General features: G+C 73.7%; 24 protein-coding genes. 15 read left to right on the top strand and 9 right to left on the bottom strand.

Annotated features, from left to right (window positions below; translation table 11 throughout):
* The 6 genes from WCS02_RS06590 to WCS02_RS06565 all read left to right on the top strand — a co-directional run.
* Positions 1-1,302: NAD-dependent succinate-semialdehyde dehydrogenase (locus WCS02_RS06590; RefSeq protein ID WP_340291226.1), on the top strand; the 1,302-nt coding region annotated here is incomplete at its 5' end.
* Positions 1,303-1,394: 92 nt separating this feature from the next.
* Positions 1,395-2,810 (top strand): extracellular solute-binding protein, encoded by a 1,416-nt coding sequence (locus WCS02_RS06585; RefSeq protein ID WP_340291224.1) that lies wholly within the window; start codon positions 1,395-1,397, stop codon positions 2,808-2,810.
* A 5-nt stretch (positions 2,811-2,815) separates the two neighbouring features.
* Positions 2,816-3,754, top strand: coding sequence for a carbohydrate ABC transporter permease (locus tag WCS02_RS06580; protein WP_340291222.1), 939 nt, complete (start codon positions 2,816-2,818; stop codon positions 3,752-3,754).
* A complete protein-coding gene (locus tag WCS02_RS06575; RefSeq protein ID WP_340291220.1) occupies positions 3,754-4,686 on the top strand; it encodes a carbohydrate ABC transporter permease in 933 nt (310 codons plus the stop codon). Before WCS02_RS06580 ends, WCS02_RS06575 begins: the two co-directional genes overlap by 1 nt.
* Complete coding sequence (locus tag WCS02_RS06570; RefSeq protein ID WP_340291218.1) at positions 4,686-5,750, top strand: ABC transporter ATP-binding protein; 1,065 nt, start codon at positions 4,686-4,688, stop codon at positions 5,748-5,750. The genes WCS02_RS06575 and WCS02_RS06570 overlap by 1 nt, the downstream gene beginning before the upstream one ends.
* Entirely contained in the window at positions 5,750-6,826 is a 1,077-nt protein-coding gene (locus tag WCS02_RS06565) for an ABC transporter ATP-binding protein (RefSeq protein WP_340291216.1), read from the top strand. Before WCS02_RS06570 ends, WCS02_RS06565 begins: the two co-directional genes overlap by 1 nt.
* A 39-nt stretch (positions 6,827-6,865) precedes the next feature.
* Here the strand turns inward: WCS02_RS06565 and WCS02_RS06560 are convergent, their stop codons facing one another.
* On the bottom strand, positions 6,866-7,762 hold the full coding sequence (locus WCS02_RS06560; RefSeq protein WP_340291214.1) for an SDR family oxidoreductase: 897 nt from the start codon (positions 7,760-7,762) through the stop codon (positions 6,866-6,868).
* A gap of 325 nt (positions 7,763-8,087) precedes the next feature.
* On the opposite strand from WCS02_RS06560, the gene WCS02_RS06555 reads away from it, so the two are divergent.
* From WCS02_RS06555 to WCS02_RS06535, 5 genes are all read left to right on the top strand, one after another.
* Positions 8,088-9,989, top strand: a complete 1,902-nt coding sequence (locus WCS02_RS06555) for a family 43 glycosylhydrolase (protein ID WP_340291212.1) — start codon at positions 8,088-8,090, stop codon at positions 9,987-9,989.
* 66 nt (positions 9,990-10,055) lie between these two features.
* On the top strand, positions 10,056-10,496 hold the full coding sequence (locus WCS02_RS06550) for a MarR family winged helix-turn-helix transcriptional regulator (RefSeq protein WP_340291210.1): 441 nt from the start codon (positions 10,056-10,058) through the stop codon (positions 10,494-10,496).
* Positions 10,493-11,146, top strand: coding sequence for a hypothetical protein (locus WCS02_RS06545; RefSeq protein WP_340291208.1), 654 nt, complete (start codon positions 10,493-10,495; stop codon positions 11,144-11,146). The genes WCS02_RS06550 and WCS02_RS06545 overlap by 4 nt, the downstream gene beginning before the upstream one ends.
* 46 nt (positions 11,147-11,192) lie before the next feature.
* Positions 11,193-11,924 (top strand): DinB family protein, encoded by a 732-nt coding sequence (locus tag WCS02_RS06540; protein WP_340291206.1) that lies wholly within the window; start codon positions 11,193-11,195, stop codon positions 11,922-11,924.
* A 156-nt stretch (positions 11,925-12,080) separates the two neighbouring features.
* On the top strand, positions 12,081-12,827 hold the full coding sequence (locus tag WCS02_RS06535; RefSeq protein WP_340291204.1) for a hypothetical protein: 747 nt from the start codon (positions 12,081-12,083) through the stop codon (positions 12,825-12,827).
* A gap of 30 nt (positions 12,828-12,857) precedes the next feature.
* On the opposite strand, the gene WCS02_RS06530 is transcribed toward WCS02_RS06535, so the two are convergent.
* The 5 genes from WCS02_RS06530 to WCS02_RS06510 all read right to left on the bottom strand — a co-directional run bounded on the left by WCS02_RS06530 (position 12,858) and on the right by WCS02_RS06510 (position 16,991).
* Positions 12,858-15,122: a putative bifunctional diguanylate cyclase/phosphodiesterase gene (locus WCS02_RS06530; protein ID WP_340291202.1), complete on the bottom strand. Its 2,265-nt coding sequence runs from the start codon at positions 15,120-15,122 to the stop codon at positions 12,858-12,860.
* 145 nt (positions 15,123-15,267) lie between these two features.
* Entirely contained in the window at positions 15,268-15,756 is a 489-nt protein-coding gene (locus tag WCS02_RS06525; RefSeq protein WP_340291199.1) for an SRPBCC family protein, read from the bottom strand.
* Position 15,757: 1 nt separating this feature from the next.
* On the bottom strand, positions 15,758-16,108 hold the full coding sequence (locus WCS02_RS06520; protein WP_340291197.1) for an ArsR/SmtB family transcription factor: 351 nt from the start codon (positions 16,106-16,108) through the stop codon (positions 15,758-15,760).
* 191 nt (positions 16,109-16,299) lie between these two features.
* Positions 16,300-16,779 (bottom strand): SRPBCC family protein, encoded by a 480-nt coding sequence (locus tag WCS02_RS06515; RefSeq protein WP_340291195.1) that lies wholly within the window; start codon positions 16,777-16,779, stop codon positions 16,300-16,302.
* 26 nt (positions 16,780-16,805) lie between these two features.
* Positions 16,806-16,991, bottom strand: coding sequence for a hypothetical protein (locus tag WCS02_RS06510; RefSeq protein WP_340291193.1), 186 nt, complete (start codon positions 16,989-16,991; stop codon positions 16,806-16,808).
* A 198-nt stretch (positions 16,992-17,189) separates the two neighbouring features.
* Between WCS02_RS06510 and WCS02_RS06505 the strand changes: the two genes are divergently transcribed.
* Positions 17,190-17,696, top strand: a complete 507-nt coding sequence (locus WCS02_RS06505) for an SDR family NAD(P)-dependent oxidoreductase (protein WP_340291191.1) — start codon at positions 17,190-17,192, stop codon at positions 17,694-17,696.
* Positions 17,693-18,112, top strand: a complete 420-nt coding sequence (locus WCS02_RS06500) for a Rossmann-fold NAD(P)-binding domain-containing protein (RefSeq protein ID WP_340291189.1) — start codon at positions 17,693-17,695, stop codon at positions 18,110-18,112. The genes WCS02_RS06505 and WCS02_RS06500 overlap by 4 nt, the downstream gene beginning before the upstream one ends.
* Before the next feature lie 345 nt (positions 18,113-18,457).
* Here the strand turns inward: WCS02_RS06500 and WCS02_RS06495 are convergent, their stop codons facing one another.
* A complete protein-coding gene (locus tag WCS02_RS06495; protein ID WP_340291187.1) occupies positions 18,458-18,949 on the bottom strand; it encodes a hypothetical protein in 492 nt (163 codons plus the stop codon).
* Positions 18,946-19,404, bottom strand: a complete 459-nt coding sequence (locus WCS02_RS06490; RefSeq protein ID WP_340291185.1) for a MarR family winged helix-turn-helix transcriptional regulator — start codon at positions 19,402-19,404, stop codon at positions 18,946-18,948. The genes WCS02_RS06495 and WCS02_RS06490 overlap by 4 nt, the downstream gene beginning before the upstream one ends.
* Before the next feature lie 78 nt (positions 19,405-19,482).
* On the opposite strand from WCS02_RS06490, the gene WCS02_RS06485 reads away from it, so the two are divergent.
* On the top strand, positions 19,483-20,439 hold the full coding sequence (locus tag WCS02_RS06485; RefSeq protein WP_340291183.1) for an NAD(P)H-binding protein: 957 nt from the start codon (positions 19,483-19,485) through the stop codon (positions 20,437-20,439).
* Positions 20,436-21,026: an isopentenyl-diphosphate Delta-isomerase gene (gene idi / locus WCS02_RS06480; RefSeq protein WP_340291181.1), complete on the top strand. Its 591-nt coding sequence runs from the start codon at positions 20,436-20,438 to the stop codon at positions 21,024-21,026. The genes WCS02_RS06485 and idi overlap by 4 nt, the downstream gene beginning before the upstream one ends.
* Positions 21,027-21,087: 61 nt before the next feature.
* Here idi and WCS02_RS06475 read toward each other — a convergent pair.
* The coding region (locus WCS02_RS06475; protein WP_340291179.1) for a M23 family metallopeptidase at positions 21,088-21,600 on the bottom strand (513 nt) is incomplete at its 5' end.

The following is a 21,600-nucleotide window of genomic DNA, read 5'->3' as shown; positions in this document are numbered from 1 at the left end:
GTCGCGGCCGTCGAGGCCGCCGCGGCGGCGGCCGCCGGCTGGGCGGCCACCCCGCCCCGGGAGCGCTCGGACCTGCTGCTGCGGGTCTTCGACCTCATGCTCGACAGGTCCGAGGAGCTCGCGCTGCTCATCTCGCTCGAGAACGGCAAGTCGCTGGCCGACGCCCGCGGCGAGGTCCGGTACGCCGCCGAGTTCTTCCGCTGGTACGCCGAGGAGGGCGTGCGGCTGCGCGGGCAGGTGGGCCTGGCCCCCGGCGGCGCGAACCGCCTGCTGGTCGGCTACCAGCCCGTCGGCGTGAGCATCCTCGTCACGCCGTGGAACTTCCCGGCGGCGATGGCCACCCGCAAGATCGCGCCGGCCCTGGCCGCGGGCTGCACCGCGGTCCTCAAGCCGGCCGCGGAGACCCCGCTCACCGCCCTCGCGGTCGCGGCACTGATGCAGCAGGCGGGCCTGCCGGCGGGGGTGCTCGGGGTGGTCACCACCTCCGACCCCGGCCCCGTCGTCGAGGCCATGCTCACGCACCCCCGCACCCGGATGCTGTCGTTCACCGGCTCCACCGAGGTCGGGCGGGTGCTGCTCCGGACGGCGGCGGGCAGCGTGCTCAAGTGCGCGATGGAGCTCGGCGGCAACGCGCCGTTCCTCGTGCTCGCCGACGCCGACGTCGACGCCGCCCTCGACGGGGCGATGGTCGCCAAGATGCGCAACGGCGGCCAGGCGTGCACCGCGGCCAACCGCTTCTTCGTCCACGACGACGTGCACGACGCGTTCGTCGAGGGGCTGGTGGCGCGGATGGGTGCCGTCCGGGTCGGGCGCGGCACCGACGAGAGCACCGGGTGCGGCCCCCTCATCGACGGTGCCGCCGTGGACAAGGTCGACCGCCTGGTCCGCGACGCCCTCGACCGCGGCGCCCGGGCCGTGCTCGGCGGGCAGCGGCCCGACGGGCCCGGCTGCTTCTACCCGCCGACCGTCCTCGTCGACGTGCCCGCGGACGCCGCCGTCCTCCACGAGGAGGTGTTCGGGCCCGTGGCCCCCGTCGTCCGCTTCTCCGACGAGGACGAGGTCCTCACGCAGGTCAACGACACGGTCTACGGCCTGGTCAGCTACCTCTACACCCGCGACCTGGGCCGCGGCCTGGCCCTGGCCGAGCGGCTGGAGAGCGGGATGGTCGGCCTCAACCGCGGCCTGGTGTCCGACCCCGCCGCACCGTTCGGCGGCACCAAGCAGAGCGGTCTCGGCCGCGAGGGCAGCTCGGAAGGACTCCTGGAGTTCGTCGAGGCCCAGTACGTGGCCACGAGCTGGTGAGCCCCGTGCCCCCTTCCCGCGGCGGTCCCGCCGCCCCCCTGCTCCCCACGCCCGACACGTCCAGCCCCCCGACCCAGGAAGCAGGAGACACCATGCATGACGCACAGCGAGCCCGACGGAGGTCCTCGGCCGGCCGGCAGGTACGCCTGGCGGCGGGGGCGACGCTCCTGGCCACGGTGGCGGTGGCGTGCGGCGGGGGCGGCGGCGGCGAGGAGGCCGGGGGCGGCGCAGCACCGGCCCAGATCCCGGAGCTCACCGACGACGAGCTGACGCTCAGCTTCATCTGGTTCGAGTGGCCGCCGGCCCAGGCGCTGGAGGACTTCGCCAACGCGGAGTACACCAAGGAGCGCCCGAACGTCACGATCGAGGTCAACACGGTCCCGAACGCCAACTGGCGCGACGCGATGTTCACGCAGTTCGCGGCCCGGCAGACCGACTTCGACATCCCGATCCTGGACTCCCAGCACATCGGCGAGGCCGTCACCAACGGCAACATCCTCGACCTCACCGACTTCGTCGAGGAGAACATCGAGGTCGACGCCTACGACCCGTACCTGCTCGCCGCCTACGGGCAGTACCCGCAGGCCGAGACCGGGCAGCGCGACGAGGACGCCAGCCTCTACGGCCTGCCGCTGCTCGGCGACACCTGGACGATGGTCTACCGCAAGGACCTGATCGGCGAGGAGCCGCCGCAGACCTGGGACGAGATGATCGACGTCGCCGCGCAGTGCCAGGCGGACAACCCCGGCGTCAGCGGGCTCGCCTTCCACCAGTCCAACGGCTCCGACGCCGCGGCCGTCACCTACAACACGGTGAACGGCGTCTACGGCGGGAACCTCTGGGACTCCGGCGAGGGTCAGATCGAGGGCGTCATCAACGACGACGCCGGCCAGAAGGCCATGGACGTCCTGGTCAACGAGATGAAGCCGCTGACCGCGCTCGGCTCCGGCAACTGGTTCATCGACGAGGTCAACGCGGCCGTCGCCCAGGGCCAGGCCTGCATCGCCTTCCAGTGGATCGCCGCCAGCGGCGGCCTGCTCGACCCCGAGCAGTCGACCCTCGGCACCACCCGCGAGGAGATCTCCGAGGTGCTCGGCTTCGCGCCGCTGCCCAGCCAGGAGACGGACTTCGTGCCGCTGGGCGGGATGGGCATGCACGTGTCGGCCTACGCCCCCGAGGAGCGCCAGGCGGAGGCCCTGAACTTCATGGCCTGGTTCCTGCAGGAGGACATCCAGAAGAAGTGGGCCGCGGCCGGCGGGGTGCCCTCGCGCACCGACGCGCTGCAGAGCCCCGAGTTCCTCGACGGCGCCCCCTACAACCAGGTCTACGCCGACTCCGTGTCCCGGATGCGCGACATGTGGAACGTGCCGGTCTACGCGCAGCTCATCGACATCGAGAACACCAATGTCAACGCGGCGCTCAACGGCGCCAAGGACCCGGCGCAGGCACTCGACGACATCGCCGAGCAGCAGCAGTCCGTCCTCGACTCCAGCGGCGGGCTGGACTGAGCCCCGTGACCACCACCACGAGCTCCCCGGTGCGGGCGGCGGCTGCGGCGCCGCCCGCACCGGGGCGCCGCCGGCGCCTCAGCGACCGCGGTCTGGCGGTCGCCTTCATCTCCCCCGCGCTGCTGCTGCTGCTGACGATGTCGGTGTTCCCGCTGCTGTGGTCGCTGTGGCTGTCGTTCACCGACTACTCCGCCACCCGGGACACCCCGGCGTCCTTCGTCGGGTTCGCCAACTACGCCGACGTGCTCACGTCCTCGCAGGTGCACCAGCGCGCGCTCACCACGCTGCTCTACGTCGTGGGGGCGGTGGCGCTGCAGACGGTGCTGGGCTTCACCATCGCCTACCTCATCTCGCGGCGGACCCGCGGCCGCGGCCTGCTGACGACGCTGTTCCTCGTGCCGATGATGCTGTCGCCGGTCGTCGTCGGGCTGTTCTGGCGGTTCATGCTCGACACGCAGTTCGGCGTGGTGAACAGCCTGCTCGGCTCGGTCGGGCTGGGGCAGGTGGAGTGGCTCACCCGCCAGCGCACCGCGCTGCTGTCGCTCATCGTCGTCGACACGTGGCAGTGGACGCCGTTCATCATGCTCATCGCCCTGGCCGGGCTCACCGCCGTGCCGCGCTACCTGTACGAGGCGGCCTCCATCGACCGGGCCTCGGAGTGGTTCCGCTTCCGCAGCATCACCCTGCCGCTGGTGTGGCCGCTGCTGCTCATCGCCGTCATGTTCCGCGCCATCGAGGCCTTCCGGCTCTTCGACCTGGTCTACATCCTCACCAACGGCGGCCCGGGGGTCTCGACCGAGACGCTGTCGTTCCACGTCTACAAGGTGGCGTTCCTCGGCTTCGACACCGGCCTCGCCTCGGCCTACGGGATCCTCATGGTCCTCGTGGTCATCGCCCTCGCGCAGCTCTACCTGCGCTACCTCGAGAAGCTGAAGGAGGGCTGATGGCGCTCACCGTCGACCAGGCCGTGCCCGGTCCCGACGACCGGCCGGCCACCGCGGCCGCCCCGCCCGTGCCCGGCCGCACCGGCCGCTCCGGCCGGGGACGCCGCCTGCTGGAGACGGCGCTGCTCGTCGTCCTGGCCGTGGTCATGCTGTTCCCGGTCCTGTGGATGCTCGAGACGTCGATCAAGGAGAACCGCGACGTCTACGCCGTGCCGGCGCAGTTCATCGGCTTCGACGTCACGCTCGACCACTACCGGGACGTGTTCGTCGCCCGCGGCGGCGAGGGGCGCTCGGACCTGTCCACCGCGTTCGTCAACTCCGTGGTGGTGGCCGGGCTGTCCACGCTGCTGGCCACCCTGCTCGGGGTGCCGGCCGCCTGGGCGTACTCCCGCTTCGGCCTGCGTGCCAAGAAGGACCAGCTGTTCTTCATCCTGTCGACCCGGTTCATGCCGCCGGTCGTCGTCGTCATCCCGATCTTCCTCATGTACCGCGAGCTGGGGCTCATCGACACCGAGCTGGGGCTGATCCTCATCTACGCCGCCTTCAACGTCCCGTTCACCATCTGGATGATGAAGGGCTTCGTCGACGAGGTCCCCGCCGAGTACGAGGACGCCGCCATGCTCGACGGCTACACCCGGCTCCAGGCGTTCTGGAAGGTCACCCTGCCGCTGCTCGTGCCCGGCATCGCGGCGACCGCGGTCTTCGCGCTGATCTTCTCGTGGAACGAGTTCGTCTTCGCGATCTTCCTCACCTCCAGCCAGGAGGTCCGGACCGCACCCCCCGCCATCGCCGGCCTCATCGGCGGGACGACCGTGGACTGGGGGCTGGTCGCGGCCTCCGCGGTGGTCTTCGCCGCCCCGGTCCTGCTGTTCGCGTGGCTCGTCCGCAAGCACCTGGTCGCGGGCGTCACCCTCGGGGCGGTGCGTCGCTGATGGCCGGCATCGAGGTCACCGCGCTGCACAAGCGCTACCCCGACGGCACCGTCGCGGTGGACCGCGTCGACCTGTCGGTCGGCGACGGCGAGCTGTTCGTCATGCTCGGGCCGTCCGGCTGCGGCAAGACGACGACGCTGCGCGCCATGGCCGGGCTGGAGCGGCAGACCTCCGGGGACATCCGCATCGGCAGCACCCTGGTGAACGACCTGCCGCCCGCCGAGCGGGACATCGCCATGGTGTTCCAGTTCTACGCGCTGTACCCGCACCTCAGGACCCGCGACAACCTCGCCTTCCCGCTGCGGGCCGAGGGCCTGCCCGAGAAGGAGGTCCGGGCCCGCGTCGACGAGGCGGCCCGGATGATGCAGCTCGGGCCGCTGCTCGACCGGCGGCCGAGCCGGCTGTCCGGCGGCGAGCAGCAGCGTGTCGCCCTGGCCCGGGCGCTGGTCCGGCGGCCGCGGGCGTTCCTCATGGACGAGCCGCTCACCAACCTGGACGCCGAGCTGCGCGCGGACATGCGCACCGAGATCAAGCACCTGCAGGCCGAGCTCGGGACGACCATGGTCTACGTCACCCACGACCAGGTCGAGGCGATGTCGCTCGGGCACCGCATCGCGATCCTCAACAAGGGCCGGGTCGAGCAGGTGGGCACTCCGCTGGAGGTCTACGACCGTCCCGCCAGCCTGTTCTGCGCGGCGTTCATCGGCTCGCCGCCGATGAACCTGCTCCCGGTCGAGGTGGCCGAGGGCGCGCTCCGGGGCACGGGCGGCCTGTCGCTCGTGCCGCCGGCCGGCGTGCCCCGCGGCCGGCCGCTGGTCGCCGGGGTGCGGCCGGAGGCGCTGGAGGTCACCGCCCCCGGCGAGGAGCGCTCGGTGCCGGCCCGGGTGGTCTCGGCCGAGACGCTCGGCGACGAGATCATCTACGTCCTCAGCAGCGGCGGGCGCGACGTCCGGGTGCGGATGCCCCCGACGTCCCGCTTCGGCCCGGACGCACCCGTCGGGCTGCGCCACACCGGCGGCCCGCCCCCCGTGTACGACCCGACGACCGAGGAGCTGGTGGCCTGATGGGGACCGTGGAGGCACGCGGCCTGCGCAAGGCGTTCGGCGAGGTGCAGGCCCTGGACGGGGTCGACCTGGACGTGCCGGACGGCGCCTTCTTCGTCGTGCTCGGCCCGTCGGGTGCGGGCAAGACGACGACGCTGCGGGCGCTCGCCGGCCTGGAGCGGCTCGACGCGGGCTCGGTCCACCTGGACGGCCGGGACGCCACCGCCGACACCCCGGCCGACCGGGACCTCGCGATGGTGTTCCAGAGCTACGCGCTCTACCCCCGCAAGACCGCCTACGAGAACATCGCCTCCCCGCTGCGGGCGCGCAGGTCCTCCTCCTCCGACATCGAGGCGGCCGTGCAGCAGGTGGCCGGGCTGCTCCACATCGAGCGGCTGCTGCAGCGCAAGCCCGCGCAGATGTCCGGCGGGGAGATGCAGCGGGTCGCCCTGGCCCGGGCCCTCGTCCGCCGGCCGCGGGCGTTCCTCATGGACGAGCCGCTCACCAACCTCGACCTCAAGCTGCGCGTGGAGATGCGGACCGAGCTCACCCGCATCCACCGCAGCCTGGGCGGGACGTTCGTCTACGTCACCAACGACCAGGTCGAGGCGCTGTCCATGGCCGACCAGGTCGCGGTGCTGCGGGAGGGCAGGGTGCAGCAGGTCGGCACCCCCGCCGAGGTGTACGAGCGACCGGCGAACCGCTGGGTCGCCGGCTTCGTCGGCAGCCCCCGGATCAGCCTGCTCGCCTGCCACGCCCGCGGCGAGGAACTGGTCGGCGACCAGGGCTGGACCCTTCCGCGGCCGCGCTGGGCCACCGCCGAGGACGGCCGCCCGCTGCTCCTCGGCCTGCGCGCCGAGGACCTGTCGCTGGAGCAGCGGGGCCCCGCCGTCCTGCCCGGGGAGCTCTACGGCCTCGAGCCGCTCGGCGACCGGACGGTGGTCGACGTCCGGGTCGGCACGGAGATGCTCAAGGTCAAGGCGCGCCCGTCGGTGGCGGGTGCTCTCGGGCAGCGGCTGCAGGTGACCGTCGACCTCGACCGGGCGCACCTGTTCGACGCCGGCACGGGGAACGCGCTGCCGTCGGCGCAGCGGTAGGCCGGGCGACGAGGGTCCCCGGCCGTCCGCCCGGCCGGTCTACGGGGTCGGCATCCCGCCGGTCGCAGCCAGGGTCTCCCCGGTGACGTAGCTGGACTCCTGGCTGGCCAGGAACACGTAGGCCGGGGCCATCTCCGCGGGCTGGCCGGGCCGGCCGAGCGGGGTCTCGGCGCCGAAGTCCTTCAGCGCCTCCTCCGGCTGTCCCCCGGCGACCTGCAGCGGGGTCCACACCGGTCCCGGCGCCACCGCGTTCACGCGGATGCCCCGGCCGGCCACCTGCGCGGCGAGCGACTTGGTGAAGCCGTTGATGGCGTACTTGGAGGAGGCGTAGTCCAGCAGGATCGGGGCCGGCGAGTACGCCTGGATCGACGTGGTGTTGATGATGGTGCTGCCCGGCTGCATGTGCTCCAGCGCCGCCTTGCAGAGCCAGAACAGCGCGTAGACGTTGGTCTTGTACGTCTCGTCGAACTGCTCGGTGGTCAGCTCGTCGATGGACCCGACGTTCTGCTGCTTCCCGGCGATGTTCGCCAGGATGTCCAGCCCGCCCAGCTCGCCCACGGCGGCGGACACCAGCTGGCGGCAGTAGGCCTCGTCGGTGACGTCACCGGGCACGGTGACCGCCCTGCGTCCGGCCGCCTCGACCAGGGCGACGACCTCCTGGGCGTCGGCCTCCTCCTCCGGGAGGTAGGACAGGACGACGTCGGCGCCCTCGCGGGCGAAGGCGATCGCGGTCGCCCGGCCGATGCCGCTGTCGGCGCCGGTGACGACGGCCCTGCGCCCGGCCAGCCGCCCCGACCCGCGGTAGCTCTGCTCCCCCGCGTCGGGCTTGGGCCCCATCTCCTTCTCGAGGCCGGGTCCTGCCTGCTGCTGCTGCCACTGCTCGTCCGCCGTCGGGTACTGGGTCGTCGGGTCCTGCATCGTGTACTGGTCGCTCATGGCGGGGTGTCCTCTCCTGGGGCGTGCTGCGGGCACGGTGCCCGGCGGCCCGGGGCGGACGGGCCGGCCGCACCTGCCGGTGCGTGGTGACCCCGGCCCACCCCGGGCCCGGTGCCGTGTGCCCCCCGGCCGGGGGTCCCACACCCCCCGTGACGACCGTGCGCGGCGGCCTGGTGCGGGGGTGACCGGCTCGGCCTGCCGGTCGAGACGCCCGTTTACATCGTTGTAGAACGGTGCCAGACTCCCGACGAGCCCGGGCCGTCCCCACCGCCCGTCCCCTCGGCGCCCGCGAAGAAGCGGACGCCCCAGCGAGAAGAGGTCGTCCATGGCCCGTCCCCTCCGTCGCCGCGCGTGGGCGCCCGCGGTCGCCGCCGCCCTGCTCGTCGGCTCGGTGGCACCCGCCGTCCCCGCGGTGGCCGCGCCGCCTCCCGGGCCGCCCCCGCTGGTCGCCGGCCCCGACCGGCCCGAGGACCCCGTCTCGCACGACCCCACGCTGGTCGAGGAGGGCGGCTGGTTCTACCTCGCCAGCACGGGGGACGCCGCGACGGGCGACGACTACATCCCGATGAGGCGCTCGAGGGACCTGCTCACCTGGGAGGAGCTGCCGCCGGTCTTCACGGACCTGCCCGCCGGTGTCCTGGCCGCCATCGGCGCCACGGCAGCCGACGCCCCGCGGGACGCCTGGGCGCCGGACCTCAGCTGGAGCGGCACGGAGTGGCGGCTGTACTACTCGGTCTCCCGGTTCGGCACGACCAACTCCGTCACCGCCCTGGCGACCACGGGGTCGCTCGACCCGGCCAGCCCTGCCTACGGCTGGGTGGACCGGGGCACGGTGCTCGAGAGCGAGCCCGGCAGCACCGACTACAACGCGATCGACGCCAACTACGTCGAGGACGCCGACGGTGGTGCCTGGCTGACCTTCGGCTCCTTCTTCGGAGGCCTGAAGATCGTCGCCCTCGACCGGACGACCGGCAAGGTCGCCCCCGGCGCCGAGGTGCTCCCGCTCGTCGACCGGCAGGTCCAGTTCAACCCCGTCGAGGGCCCGTCGGTCGTCCGCCACGGCGGGTACTACTACCTGTTCGCGGCGTTCGACTACTGCTGCCGCGGCACCGACAGCGACTACCGCGTGGTGGTCGGCCGGTCGGAGACCGTCACCGGTCCGTACCTCGACAAGGAGGGCGTCCCGCTGCTCGAGGGCGGCGGCAGCGAGGTGCTCCGCGGCTATGACGAGTTCCAGGGCACCGGCCACCCCGACGTGTGGTCCTCCGGCGGCGTCGACTACCTCGTCAACCACTACTACGACGCGACCTCCGGCGGCACCCCCCGCCTCAACGTCCGCACCCTGTCCTGGGACGGCGGCTGGCCGACGGTGGGCGACCCTGTCAACCCCAGCCGGTCGGCGGGGCACGGCTCCGCCTACGTGCGGGTCGTCGTCCGCGACGGCGGCACCGCCGTGTCCAACGCGACCTGCGGCTACGCGACGGCGGACCTGACGATGGCGGCCCCCTCCCCGACCGACTCCTGCCAGCAGTGGCAGGTGGACGCACGGGACGCCCGTCAGGTCACCGACGGCAGCGAGACGGGCTCCCGCCTCCAGAACCGCCACAGCAACATGTCCGCCGACCTCCCGGGCTGCGCAGAGGCCGAGACCAGGGGCGACGTGGCCCAGTTCGACTGGCTGGGCAGCTTCTTCTACAACGTCTGCCAGCGCTGGCTCTTCTCCCCGGCTCCCGACGGCTGGACCACGATCAGCTCGATCGCGGGCCGCGGCCTCGTCTGGACCGCCGAGGGCACGGCCGCGGGCGCCGACCTCGGGGTCGCGACGCCCACCGGTGCGGCGAGCCAGCAGTTCCGGTTCGAGCCCGTCGGCGAGGTCCTGCTGGCCAGCCCGACCGACCAGACCCGCACCCTGGGCGTGGTCGGCTGCGGGCCGACCAAGGGCAGGGGCACCCAGGTCCGGATGGAGACCCGGGTCGCCGGCTCCTGCCAGACCTGGCGGCTGACCTCCGCAGGCGGGGCCGGCTACACGGTCACGGACGCCGTCACCGGATCGGTCCTGACCGAGACGTCCTGCCAGCCCGGGAACGCCCGGGCACGGCTCCGGGTCGCCCGGCCCGGCACCGCGCCCGGGGCGTGCAGCGTGTGGACGCTCGTCCCCGACGACGACGGCACCTGGTCGCTGTCCACCGCCGGGAGCTCGCTCGCGGTGCGGCTGCTCGTCCCCTGACGACCCAGGACGACCACGAGGCCGGCGCTATAGAGAGGTCCCCACATGATGGGGTAACCTCAGCATATGGCACACGAGCGGGACATCCTTGACCGGCTCCTCGCGGTCGCCTCCCTCCTCACCCTCGACACGGCGCGCTTCGCCCTGTCAGAAGGGATGACCGAGGCCCGCGTCCACCTCCTCTGGGAGCTCCACCGCTCCGGTCCCGTGGCGCAGCGCCCGCTCGCCACGGCGCTGGGCGTGACACCCCGCACGGTGACGGGGCTCGTCGACGCCCTCGAGGCCAGCGGGCACGTCGTCCGGGCGGCGCACCCGACCGACCGGCGCGCCAGCGTCGTGACCCTCACCAGCGCCGGCGAGGCCTTCGCGGAGCGGCTCGTCGCCATGCACGCCGACCTCGCCACCCAGCTCGTCGGTGACCTGTCCCCCCGGCGTCGCGACGGGCTCGCCACCGGCCTCGACCACGTCCTGGCACGCCTGCACTCCCTGCTGCAGGACCAGCCGTGACCGCCGTGACCGCGCGCTGGGCCCGGCGCCTGGGGAGGCTCGCCGTCACGGCGCTGCGCTGGGAGGCGGCCGGGTGGGCCAGCGCGGCACGGGTCGTCGCGCGGCGGCCGAAGCTGGGGCCCGGGGGGACGGCCGTCCCCTACGTCGGCGGGCTGCGCACGGTCCTGGTCGTCCTCGTCGGGCTCTCCGCGGTCGAGATCGTCGTGCTGGACCTCGTCCTGCAGCCGTGGCCCACGGTCCGCTTCCCCGTCCTCGTCCTCGGGGTGTGGGGGCTGCTCTTCATGCTCGGCGTCACGGCGGGCCTGGTCGTCCACCCGCACGTCGTCGGTCCCGACGGCGTCCGGGTCCGCTCCGGCCCGCTCGTGGAGGTGGTGGTCCCGTGGGGCGCCGTCGACCGGGTCGTCGTCCGGCGGCACGCTTTCGACAGCGGCGCGTCCGTGCAGGTCGACGACGGGACGGAGGACGGCGCGGTGGTGTCGTTCCCGGTGCAGGGCACGACGGCGGCCGAGGTCCTCCTCGACCGGCCGCTCACCCTCGCCCTGCCGAAGGGCGCGGTGGCCGCGCGGGCGGTGCGGTTCCACTGCGACGACACGACGGTGCTGATGGCGGCCGTGCGCACCCACCTGCGCGCCTTCGAGCAGCGCGGCTAGCGCGACACCTCTGGGCAGACGCTCGCGCATGGGTGACGATGGGGCGGTGAGGACCTGGTCGAGCACCACGGAGTTCGAGGGCGCCGCCTTCGTCAGGGCGAGCTTCAAGGGCGCGACGCTGCGCTTCTCCGACGTCAGCGGCGTGACGATGCGCGGCACGGACGTGGACGGCCTTGACATCGACAGCCACGACCTGTTCTTCGGCAGCCTCGTCGTCAACGGCGTCGACGTGGTGCCGCTGGTGGACGCCGAGCTCAACCGGCAGTTCCCGGGCCGCGAGCTCCAGAAGGCGCAGACGCCCGAAGGCCTGCGGGAGGGCTGGGTCGCGGTGCAGTCGGCGTGGCAGGAGACCGTGGCCAGCACGCCACCGGACCTGGTCGACGCCCACGTCGAGGACGAGTGGTCCCTGGCCGAGACCCTGCGGCACCTCGTGCTGGCGACGGACGCCTGGCTCCGCGGCGGGGTCCTGCGGGTGCAGCAGCCGTTCCACGAGATCGGCCTGCTGTTCACCGGTGCCCGCGAGGCGGGGGTCGACATGTCGGTCTTCCGGGTCGACCCGCCGGCCTTCGACGAGGTCCTCGCCGTGCGGGCCGAGCGTCAGCGGCTGGTGTCCGACTTCCTCGCCACGGCCACGGCGGACCTGCTCGCGGAGGAGCGCGAGGACCCCTGGGGCGGCGGTGGCTGGAGCCCCAGCGTCGGTGACTGCGTCCGCGTCGTCCTCGAGGAGGAGTGGGCGCACCTGCGCTACGTCCGACGGGACCTGGCCCGCCTGACCTGACGCGTCGGGACAGGCGCTGGTGGCCGACCGGGAGCGCCGCTCCCCCGTCGCTCCGGGTGACCGTCCGTCGGGATGCACCCGACAGGCCCACCCTGTCGGCGTAACCGTGGGTCTCGCGGTAGGCACACCCGGTCACCTCGCCCGTACCGTCCCCGTGTGAGCATCCCCGCGCTGCAGGACCGGACCGACATGCACGTACGGCTCGTCGTCGACCCCCGGGGCGACGAGCTCGAGGCCGCCCGGGCGTGCGAGGCCGACGTCTTCGACGAGCGGTTCGACGACGGCCGCGCCGTGCTGGACGACTGGTTCGCCAGCCACGAGGACCGTTCGGTGTTCGTCTGCCTGCTGGACGCCTCCGGCCGCGCCGTCGCGGCAGCCCGGTGCATCCTCCCCGGACCCTCCGGCCTCAAGCTCGACGAGAGCCTCGTCGACGACTGGCAGGTGGACCCCGCCGCCGCCGCGTCGGCGGTGGGTCTCGACCCGTCGACCACCTGGGAGGTGGCGACCATCAGCGTGCGACGCCGCGCCGAGGGTGTCGGTCAGGTCTGGACCGCCGCGCTCCTGCACGGGCTGCTCGAGCTCACGCGGGTCAACCGCGCGACCGCGGTCGTCGCCGTGCTCGACGACGTGGCACGGGCCCTGCTCGCCCGTGCCGGCGTCACGTTCCAGACGTTCCCGGGGTGCGGTCCCCGCCCGTACTGCGGGTCCCCGTCGAGCACGCCGGTCTGGACCGACCTCGACGCCATGCGGCGCCACCAGCGGCTCACCCAGCCCGAGTCGTACCGGCTGGTCACCCTCGGCTCCGGCCTGCACGGCGTCGAGCTGCCCGGCGCGGAGGCGTTCCTGCTCCAAGAGCAGGTGCTCGACCTCCGCCCGGCTCCCGCCCGGCTCCTCGCCGGCTGACGACGCGCCGCCACCGGGGCTGCCCGAGGGTCAGCCCGGGCCGGTCCACCCGCCGACGGTGGTGCTCAGCGACGCCTCCCACCCCTGCACCCACGCGTCGAGCTCGTGCGGGGGCATGGGGCGGGCGAAGTGGTAGCCCTGCAGCACGTCGACGCCCATCGCCACCAGCGTGGCGGCGGTCGCCGCGTCCTCGACGCCCTCGGTGACCAGCTCGAGGCGGAGGGCGTGGGCCATCTGCAGCGTGGACTCCACGATCGTGCGGGCGTCCTCGTCCTGGAGCCCGCGCATGAAGGACCGGTCGAGCTTGAGGGAGTGCACCGGGAGGTCGCGCAGGTAGGCCAGCGAGGAGAACCCGGTGCCGTAGTCGTCGATCGCCACGACGACCCCGCGGTCGCTGAGCTCCTGCAGCGCGCGGCGTGCCCGCTCGGGGTCGGTGACGAAGGAGTCCTCGGTGACCTCGACGCAGATGCGGCCCGCGGGCAGACCGGCCCGGTCCAGGGCCTGCCCCAGGTGCGGCAGGAAGCCCTCGCCGAGCAGCTCGGGCGGGGCGCAGTTGAAGCCGACCTGGAACTGGTGCCCGTCCTGGTGCCAGCGGACGGCGTCGGCCAGGACCATGCCGACGACCGCCTCGGTGAGGGCCGGCATGAGGCCGGCGCGCCGCGCCTCGGGCAGGAACGAGACGGGCTGCAGCAGCCCGAGGACCGGGTGCTCCCAGCGGACCAGGGCCTCGACCGCGACCACCCGCTGGGTGGCCGCGGAGACCAGCGGCTGGTACCACAGCCGCAGCTGGCCGCCCTCGATGCCGGCGCGCAGCAGCTCGACCTGCTGCAGCCGGTCGCGCGTGAAGTCGTCGTTGGCCGGGTCGTACAGGGACTCTCCCGACCGCCCCTGCTTGGCCTGGTACATGGCCACGTCCGCGCGCCGGAGGACCTCGACGGCACCCAGCCCCCGGGTACCGCGGGCCACGCCCACGCTCGCCCCGACCCGGAGGTCGACGCCCCCCACCGTGACGCTCCGCGACACCGCCCGGCGGGCACGGCGTGCCGTCGCCAGCAGGCACAGGTCGCCGTCGTCGGGCAGGACGGCGGCGAACTCGTCGCCGCCCAGGCGCGCCACGAGGGCTCCCGGGGGCAGGGCGAGCTCGAGGCGCCGCGCGACCTCCTGCAGCAGCTGGTCCCCCACGCTGTGCCCCAGCCCGTCGTTCACCTCCTTGAACCTGTCGAGGTCCATGAGCAGCAGCGCCGGCGGGTGCGCTCCCTGCAGCCCGGCACGCAGGTCGTCCAGCAGCGCACGACGGTTGCGCAGCCCCGTGAGCTCGTCCGTGCGCGACAGCCGCAGCGCCTCCGCCGCGCCCTGGGCCTCGCGCAGGGCGACCATGAGCCGCGCGACCACGGCCACCAGGGTGAGGATCGCCGGCACGGTGACCACGACGCTGGGCGCGCCCGCCGGACGCACCCCCAGCGCCACCAGCGCCACCACCGCCGCCAGGACCACCAGCTGCGCCCTCGACCGGTGCCCACGGTCCGGTGCGACCTCGCTGCGCCGGCTGCACGCCCCGGTCGCCAGGAGCGCGAACGCCACCCCGTAGAGCACGTCGGTGGCCAGGGTCGCGTAGTACCCGCCGTCCAGGACCTTGACCGCGTAGTGCAGGTCGAGCCCGACGAGCAGGGCGGTCCCGCCGAGCAGCAGGCTGCTGTCGCGGCCCCGCCCCCGGGCCCCGGAGACGAGCTGACCTGCCAGGAGCAGGAGGAGGCCGAAGTCCAGCAGCGGGTACAGCAGGAACAGCAGCAGCCCGGTGCCGTCGACCGGGAGCCCTGCCGCGAGCGGGCTCGCGAACGCCACCGCGGCCACGGAGAGCATCGCCCCGAGCATGAGCGAGGTCTCCAGCCACGACTTCAGCCCGCCACGGGCGCGACCGGAGTCGATGGACAGGAAGGCGACGAAGCCGACGTAGGCAGGCAGGAAGAAGTACTCGGCGGGCCCGGGGAAGCTCTTGTCGGTGACCTCGCCCTGGTGCAGCGCCGCCGACCCGGCCGCCCACAGGCACACCGCGGCGAGCAGGACGAGCCGTGCGGCGCGCCGTTCCCGGTCCGCCACCGCGGCGACCAGCAGGCGCAGCACGACCACGCCGAAGAAGGCGCTGAGGGCGGTCAGGATGATGTCCGCGGGCGCCTCCACCAGACGACCGCGGGTGGAGACCAGGCCGCCCACCAGGCCGAAGGCGAGCACCAGCCACACCGCCCGGTGCAGCCACCTGTCCAGGCCTGCGAGCAGGCGCGCGAGACGTGACCGCATGCCGCCCCCCTCGTAGCCGCCGGCCACGGCGGCCGGTCCCTCCCCGGAGGTCGGCACCAGGGGGCGGGACCTGGACGGCGGTGCCCCGGGACCACACGCGCGGGTGAGCGTGGGCGGGGCGGGCCTCCTCGGTCCCCGGCGCCCGTCAGCCTGCGTCGAGGAGGCTGTCGATCTGGTTGATCGCGGAGGACGCGCCCTCGACGACGCCCATGTCCAGGACCTGCTGGAGCGCCTCGGCGGAGGCGTACGTGCTGGTGTAGGTGGCGCGCGTGCCGCCGTCGTGGGCGGCGAAGGCGTAGCAGTTCCGGCTCACCGGCATGTCGGGGTCCACCACGAAGTACTCGTCGGCGAAGGCATCCTCGAAGGTGAACTGCGTGGTCTCGTCGACGGTGCGGATGTCCCAGACGCCGGCGAACTTCTCCCCCTCCGGGGAGGTCATGTAGTAGGTGGACCGTGACCCCGGCGTCAGGTCGTGGTCCACGAACGTGGCGGGATACGTCGGCGGGCCGAAGACCTTCTCGAGCTGGCGTGCGTCGGCGTACACCTGCCAGACCCGGTCCACAGGGGCCGCGAAGTCGGCCACGATGGCCAGGGTCAGGGCGTCCATGTCGGGCACGACGTCGGTGACGGGCATGTCAGTCGTTCCTCTCGGTCGGTGGGGCGGTGGCCAGCAGGTCGTCGATCCGGGCGACACGACCACGCCAGACGGCCTCGAGCTCGGTCAGCATCGAGCCGACCGAGCGCACAGCCTCGACGTCGCCGCTGGTCATGGACTCCCGGCCGCGGCGTCGCTTGTGCACCAGGCCGGCCCCGTGCAGGACCGACACGTGCTTCTGGACGGCGGCGAAGCTCATGTCGTACGAGGCCGCGAGGGCAGAGACGGACCTCTCCCCCGCCAGCACCCGGCGCAGGATGTCCCGTCGGGTGCGGTCCGCCAGCGCGTGGAACAGGGCGTCGGCCCGTTCTTCGTGCTGGTCGGTGGTCACGACCACAACCTACAACCATATGGTTGTATGTTGTCAAGGCCGGGTGGACCGTCCCCCTCCGACCAGCCCAGCCCCGGAGGTCCCACGAGCCCAGGGCCAGCACCCGGCAGGCCGAGGCGGGATGCTCGACCGCGCCCACAGCGCCGGGTCGTCTCGCGGGGCAGGCGTGCAGCTGTCGCCGGGCCGCCCCGCTACCGCGCCTCGGCCAGCTCCTTCACCTTCGCCAGCGCGCGTCCCCACGCCTCCACCATGTCGTCGTAGTAGGCGTCCTCCATCGGGGCGGAGATCACCAGGTGCGTCCCTCCGTCCGCCTCCGCCAGGCGGTACGTCTCGTGAGACCCGGCCCACCCGCGCGCGAGCTCGCTCGTGGTGTCGTCGCGGCCCGCGCCGACGACGCCGTCGTACTCGACGTCGAGCAGCTCCGGTCGACGGCTGACGACGACCCGACCGAGCAGCCCCGTCCCGTCTGGACCGAGGAACCGGACGCTGCTGTCCTGCTGCCAGTCGGTCTCGGCGTAGGAGCCCTCCGCGAACTCCGCGGTCCACTGCCGGTACGTGGCGTCGCCGGTCAGGACGTCCCACACCCGCTCACGGGGGGCGTCGATGTCGATCTCCTGGTCGATGGGGCGGGCAGCCATGGTGTCCTCCAGCTCGTCGGTAGGTGTGTCCACGGGAGGACGCTGCCGGCGGCCCGGACTCATCGGTCCGCGGCCCCACGGACGGACAGCCGGTACCGGCTGGGTCCGGTGCCGTCGGCGCCGAGGGCCGCGCGGACCTGCGCGATGGTCTCGCCGCGGAGGCCCTCGGCGTCGTGGGCCCAGAGGACGTCGTCGTGGACGCGGTCACGGGGGGTGACGAGGACGGCACCGGTACCCGGGCGCACGACGCACGTCAGGGCTTCGGGCGCTCCTGGGTCATGCGTGCCCGTGCCGTGGCCCGGAGCGCGGCCCGGTCACCCCTGCCCCACGAGCCCTGACCCCGCAGCAGGGGATCTGGAGGGCCTGGATGCGCCTCCGGGCGGGGTGCACGGTGGAGCCACACCCCGACGGTGGCGACCAGCCACCCCGACCAAGGAGCTCCCATGGCGCCCGACACCACCATCCCCGACCTGCGGGGGAAGCGGACCCTCGTCACCGGCGCGAGCGACGGCATCGGCTTCGTCATCGCCTCCCGCCTCGCGCAGGCCGGGGCCGAGGTCGTCATGCCGGTCCGCTCGGCCGCGAAGGGCGACGCGGCGGCGGACCGGATCCGCACGGCGACGGGCAACGCGGACGTGAGCACCCGGGCGCTGGACCTGTCCTCGCTGGACTCCGTGGCCGCCCTGGCCGCGGAGCTGGTCGGCGAGGGCCGGCCGATCGACGTCCTCGTCAACAACGCCGGCGTCATGACCCCGCCCAGCCGGCAGGTGACGGCCGACGGGTTCGAGCTGCAGCTCGGCACGAACCACCTCGGGCACTTCGCTCTCACGCTGGCCCTGCTCCCCCTGCTCAAGCATGGCCGGGCACGAGTCACCCACCAGACGAGCATCGCCGCGCGCCGGGGCGAGGTCCTGACGACCCGAACTCCGAGGCCGCCTACGACGTCATGAAGGCCTATACGTCCTCGAAGATCGCCGTCGCCCTCTTCGCGCGGGAGCTCGATGCCCGCAGCCGCCGCGAGGGCTGGGGGATCTCCAGCAACATCGCCCACCCCGGCGTCTCGCCGACCAACCTGCTCGATGCCCAGCCCGGGCTCGGACGCAGCCGCGAGACGGGCGGGCGCCGCGTGATCCGGGTCCTCTCGCGGCTGGGGATCACCGGCACACCGCAGTCGGCGGCGCTCCCGGCGCTCGTGGCCGCGACCGACCCCACCGCCCGTGGCGACGAGTTCTACGGTCCCCGGCGGACGGTGGGTGGCGGGCCCGCCCGGCAGGAGCTCTGGGCGCCGTTCCGCCCCACGGACGACGGCCCGCGGATCTGGGAGGCGTCCGAGCGGCTCGTCGGGGTGCGCTTCTCGGCGCGGTGATGCACCCGATGAGCTCGCTCGTGCCCGGGGACATCAGCGAGCACGCCCGTCGCGGAGGTGCACCAGCTCCGCCGGGCCGTGACGCAGGCCGGCCTGGATTTCGTCGCGAACTCCGGGCGCCATGCCGTCGACGAGCTCTGTCCGTACGAAGCCCGGCGAGATCGACGTGGTCCTGATGACGCCGTCGGTGCTGGACCCCGCGTCCGGCACAGAGCTCGCGAGCAGCCACGCACCTGCTTTGGGTGCTCCTCTACGGGATCCGGACGCGAGACTGGCAGCACGAGAGGGACCGGGCGCCCACGGCCGTGGTCACCCGGAAAGGCGGCGTCCGTGCCGGGGCCGCCCTCAGCCGGTCGTCCGTCGAGCGGGCAGCGGTACCGCGAGGGCCACGACCACAGCCAGGTGCAGGAGCGCCACCGCGGCGACGGGCAGGACGAGGACCAGGACGGTCTGGTCCGTCACCCGCTCCATCCACATCACGCCCAGCCACGGCACGATCGTCTGCACGCTCAGGGCCAGGACGACCACACCTCCGAGGACGCGCGCGGCTCGTGACCCGGTGAGGAGCAGTCCCCCCAGCGCGGCCCACGCCACGGCGACACCGAGCATGGGCACCCAGAACAGGACGACCTGCATCCTGCCGCCGCGGTACACGCCGAAGAGCTCGGCGAGGGCGGCCGCACTCAGCACCGCCACCGCAGCGGCGACGAGGGCGAGCGCAGCGGCGACCGACCGCGGTCGACCAGGGGTGAACCAGCCACCCTGTCGTGCCGGTCCGGGCCCGTCAGGCGAGACGATGACCCCGGTGGGGCTGCTGGCTCCGTCGCCGTGGCTCATGACCGGACGGTACCGGCGTCCGGCGGAGCTGGCCCAGGGCGGACGATCGAGGACAGGATGCGGTCCAGGTGCGCCCCGTCCGTCTCGCTCAGCCCCAGGCCGGCGGGACCCGTGGCGGCGAGGACCGCGGGCCACACCTCGGCCAGCACCTCGCGGCCCTGCGGGCTGAGCGTCACCGGGTTGGGGCGTCCCTTGCCCCGCCGTCCCTGGTCCAGGACGAGCCCCCTCGCTGTCAGGCCGTCGAGCACCCCCGCGACGGACTGCGGTCGTACCAGGACCTCCCGGGCCAGCTGGGCCCTGGTCAGCGGGACCCCGGTCGCCAGGTGCGCCAGCACCCCGAACTGCACCGGGGACAGCCCCCTGCTGGCGAACAGCGCGGTGAGCTGCTGCTCCACCCGGTGCGCCGCCCTGATGAGCGTCCAGGCCGTCAGGCCGTCCAGGTCGTCCTGGCTCACGTCCATCCCGACTTGCCACCTCTCGTCGACGAGCCCCATCCTGAAGTAACAGGTTACTGCTACCGAAAGTGGGTCGACATGCCAGAGCTCGGGACGGTGCTCGTGACCGGTGCCACAGGAGACATCGGCACGCTGCTGGTGCACGAGCTCGTGCAGGCCGGGGTGCCGCTGCGGGTGCTGGTCCGACGACCCGACCAGGTCGAGGACCACCGGCGGCGTGGCATCGACGCGTCGCTCGGCAGCCTCGACGACCCGGGAGCCGTGCGCAGGGCCATGACCGGGGTCTCCCAGCTGTTCCTGCTCGCCCCGAACGGTCCCGAGCAGCACACCTGGGACCGCACGGCGATCGACGCCGCCGCGGCGACCGGTGTCGAGCACGTGGTCAGGGTCTCGACGTCGGACGCCTCCCCCACCTCGGCCATCCCCTGGGCCCGTGACCATGCCCGCGCCGACGACCACCTGAGCCGCAGCGGTCTGAGCTGGACGCGGCTGGCGCCGGGGGCGTTCACCAAGAACCTGCTCGTGGAGGCGGCCGCCATCCGCAGGGGGTGGCTGCCGCAGACCACCGGGCACGGCGCCACCGCCTGGGTGGACGTGTCCGACATCGCCGCCGTCGCGGCCAGGGTCCTCACCGGACCCGGCCTGCAGGGCGGCGCCGGCGACCAGGGGCGGACCTACACCCTGACCCAGGACCGGCCGCTGTCCTACCCCGAGGTCGCCGAGATCCTCACCACGACCCTGGGCCACCGGGTGCGGTACCTCCACCTGCCGGCTCCGGTGTTCTACGCCGGGCTGCGGCTGGCGGGCACGCCGCGGTGGATGGCCCGAGGGCTGGTCCGCCAGTTCGTCGACGTCGTCCGCCGGGGCCACGACGGCGGCCGGGTGACCAGCACCGACGTCCCCGACCTGCTGGGCCGACCGGCGACCACCGTCGCGGACTTCGCGCGAGCGCACCGCGCCCGGCTGTCGCCGGCCGGCCGAGGTCCTGCGGCGGGGCAGCTCGTCACGGCGGGCGGGCAGCGAGGAGCATCGTGAGCCCGGTCGAGATGGTCGTGCTGGTCGACGAGGAGGGCCGCGAGGTCGGGCTCGCCCCGAAGGCGACCGTGCACACCTCGACGACTCCCCTGCACCGGGCGTTCTCCTGCTACGTCTTCGACACGGACGACCGCCTGCTGATCACCCGCCGGGCCGCGGACAAGCGGACCTTCCCGGGCTTGTGGACCAACAGCGTCTGCGGGCACCCCGGCCCGGGAGAGACCGACCGGGACGCGATCACCCGTCGAGGTGCTGCCGAGCTCCGGCTGCAGGTGCACGACGTCGCACCGGTGCTGCCCCGCTTCCGCTACCGCGCCGAGCACCAGGGTGTGGTGGAGAACGAGGTCTGCCCCGTCTACCTCGCCCGAGCCGTCGACCCCGCAGCCATCACCCCCGACCCGACCGAGGTCGCCGACCTGCGCTGGACCACCTGGGACGAGCTCCTGGACGCGGTGCGGTCCCGCCCCGGCACGTTCTCGCCCTGGTCCAGGACCCAGACCCGGCTGATGGCTGCCGACGGCCAGCCGTCGCGCTACCTGGTCCGCAGGACCGCACCCGCCCTGGCTGAGGAAGGGCGGACGACGTAGGACAGCTCGACCCCCAGCCTGCTCCGGCACCCCTAGGCCTGACCCGTCGCAGATCCTGATGTCAGAGGTAGCGCCTCGGGTCGACGGGGGTGCCCGAGACCCGGACCTCCAGGTGCAGGTGGCAGCCGGTCGACGTGCCGGTGGTGCCGACGTACCCGATGAGCTGCCCGCGGCTGACCTGCTCGCCAGCGCTGACGGCGAGCCGGCTCTGGTGGGCGTAGGCCGTGGACAGGGAGCTGCCGCCGACGTCGCCGTGCGCGACGACCACGAGGTTGCCGAACCCTCCGCCCCAGCCGGCGCTGACGACCGTGCCGTCGGCGCCGGCCGTGATCGGGGTGCCGCACGGCGCCGCGAAGTCGGTGCCGGTGTGCAGCTTGCGGTACCCGAGGACCGGGTGGGTCCGGTACCCGTACTGCGACGAGGTGCGCGCGCCCTCGAACGGCAGGGACAGCCAGCCCGGGGCGGAGTGGGTGTCCGCCTGGGGTTGGGCGGCGCCGACGGTCGCGGCGCTGCCGGCCGCGGGCCGGGCTGCCTCGGCCCGGGCGGCCTCGGCCAGCGCCTGCCTCGTGGCGAC

Origin of the sequence: Aquipuribacter hungaricus (assembly GCF_037860755.1) — a bacterium.
Taxonomy (GTDB): Bacteria; Actinomycetota; Actinomycetes; order Actinomycetales; family JBBAYJ01; genus Aquipuribacter; species Aquipuribacter hungaricus.
This window is presented reverse-complemented; position numbering and strand designations above follow the sequence as displayed.

What these genes read in the sequence shown, in the direction of transcription:
- WCS02_RS06585 (WP_340291224.1), top strand. Translation starts at nt 1,395, where the DNA reads ATGCATGACGCACAGCGAGCCCGACGGAGGTCCTCGGCCGGCCGGCAG.
- WCS02_RS06575 (WP_340291220.1), top strand. Translation starts at nt 3,754, where the DNA reads ATGGCGCTCACCGTCGACCAGGCCGTGCCCGGTCCCGACGACCGGCCG.
- WCS02_RS06570 (WP_340291218.1), top strand. Translation starts at nt 4,686, where the DNA reads ATGGCCGGCATCGAGGTCACCGCGCTGCACAAGCGCTACCCCGACGGC.
- WCS02_RS06565 (WP_340291216.1), top strand. Translation starts at nt 5,750, where the DNA reads ATGGGGACCGTGGAGGCACGCGGCCTGCGCAAGGCGTTCGGCGAGGTG.
- WCS02_RS06560 (WP_340291214.1), bottom strand. Translation starts at nt 7,762, where the DNA reads ATGAGCGACCAGTACACGATGCAGGACCCGACGACCCAGTACCCGACG.
- WCS02_RS06555 (WP_340291212.1), top strand. Translation starts at nt 8,088, where the DNA reads ATGGCCCGTCCCCTCCGTCGCCGCGCGTGGGCGCCCGCGGTCGCCGCC.
- WCS02_RS06550 (WP_340291210.1), top strand. Translation starts at nt 10,056, where the DNA reads ATGGCACACGAGCGGGACATCCTTGACCGGCTCCTCGCGGTCGCCTCC.
- WCS02_RS06530 (WP_340291202.1), bottom strand. Translation starts at nt 15,122, where the DNA reads ATGCGGTCACGTCTCGCGCGCCTGCTCGCAGGCCTGGACAGGTGGCTG.
- WCS02_RS06525 (WP_340291199.1), bottom strand. Translation starts at nt 15,756, where the DNA reads ATGCCCGTCACCGACGTCGTGCCCGACATGGACGCCCTGACCCTGGCC.
- WCS02_RS06505 (WP_340291191.1), top strand. Translation starts at nt 17,190, where the DNA reads ATGGCGCCCGACACCACCATCCCCGACCTGCGGGGGAAGCGGACCCTC.
- WCS02_RS06500 (WP_340291189.1), top strand. Translation starts at nt 17,693, where the DNA reads ATGAAGGCCTATACGTCCTCGAAGATCGCCGTCGCCCTCTTCGCGCGG.
- WCS02_RS06495 (WP_340291187.1), bottom strand. Translation starts at nt 18,949, where the DNA reads ATGAGCCACGGCGACGGAGCCAGCAGCCCCACCGGGGTCATCGTCTCG.
- WCS02_RS06485 (WP_340291183.1), top strand. Translation starts at nt 19,483, where the DNA reads ATGCCAGAGCTCGGGACGGTGCTCGTGACCGGTGCCACAGGAGACATC.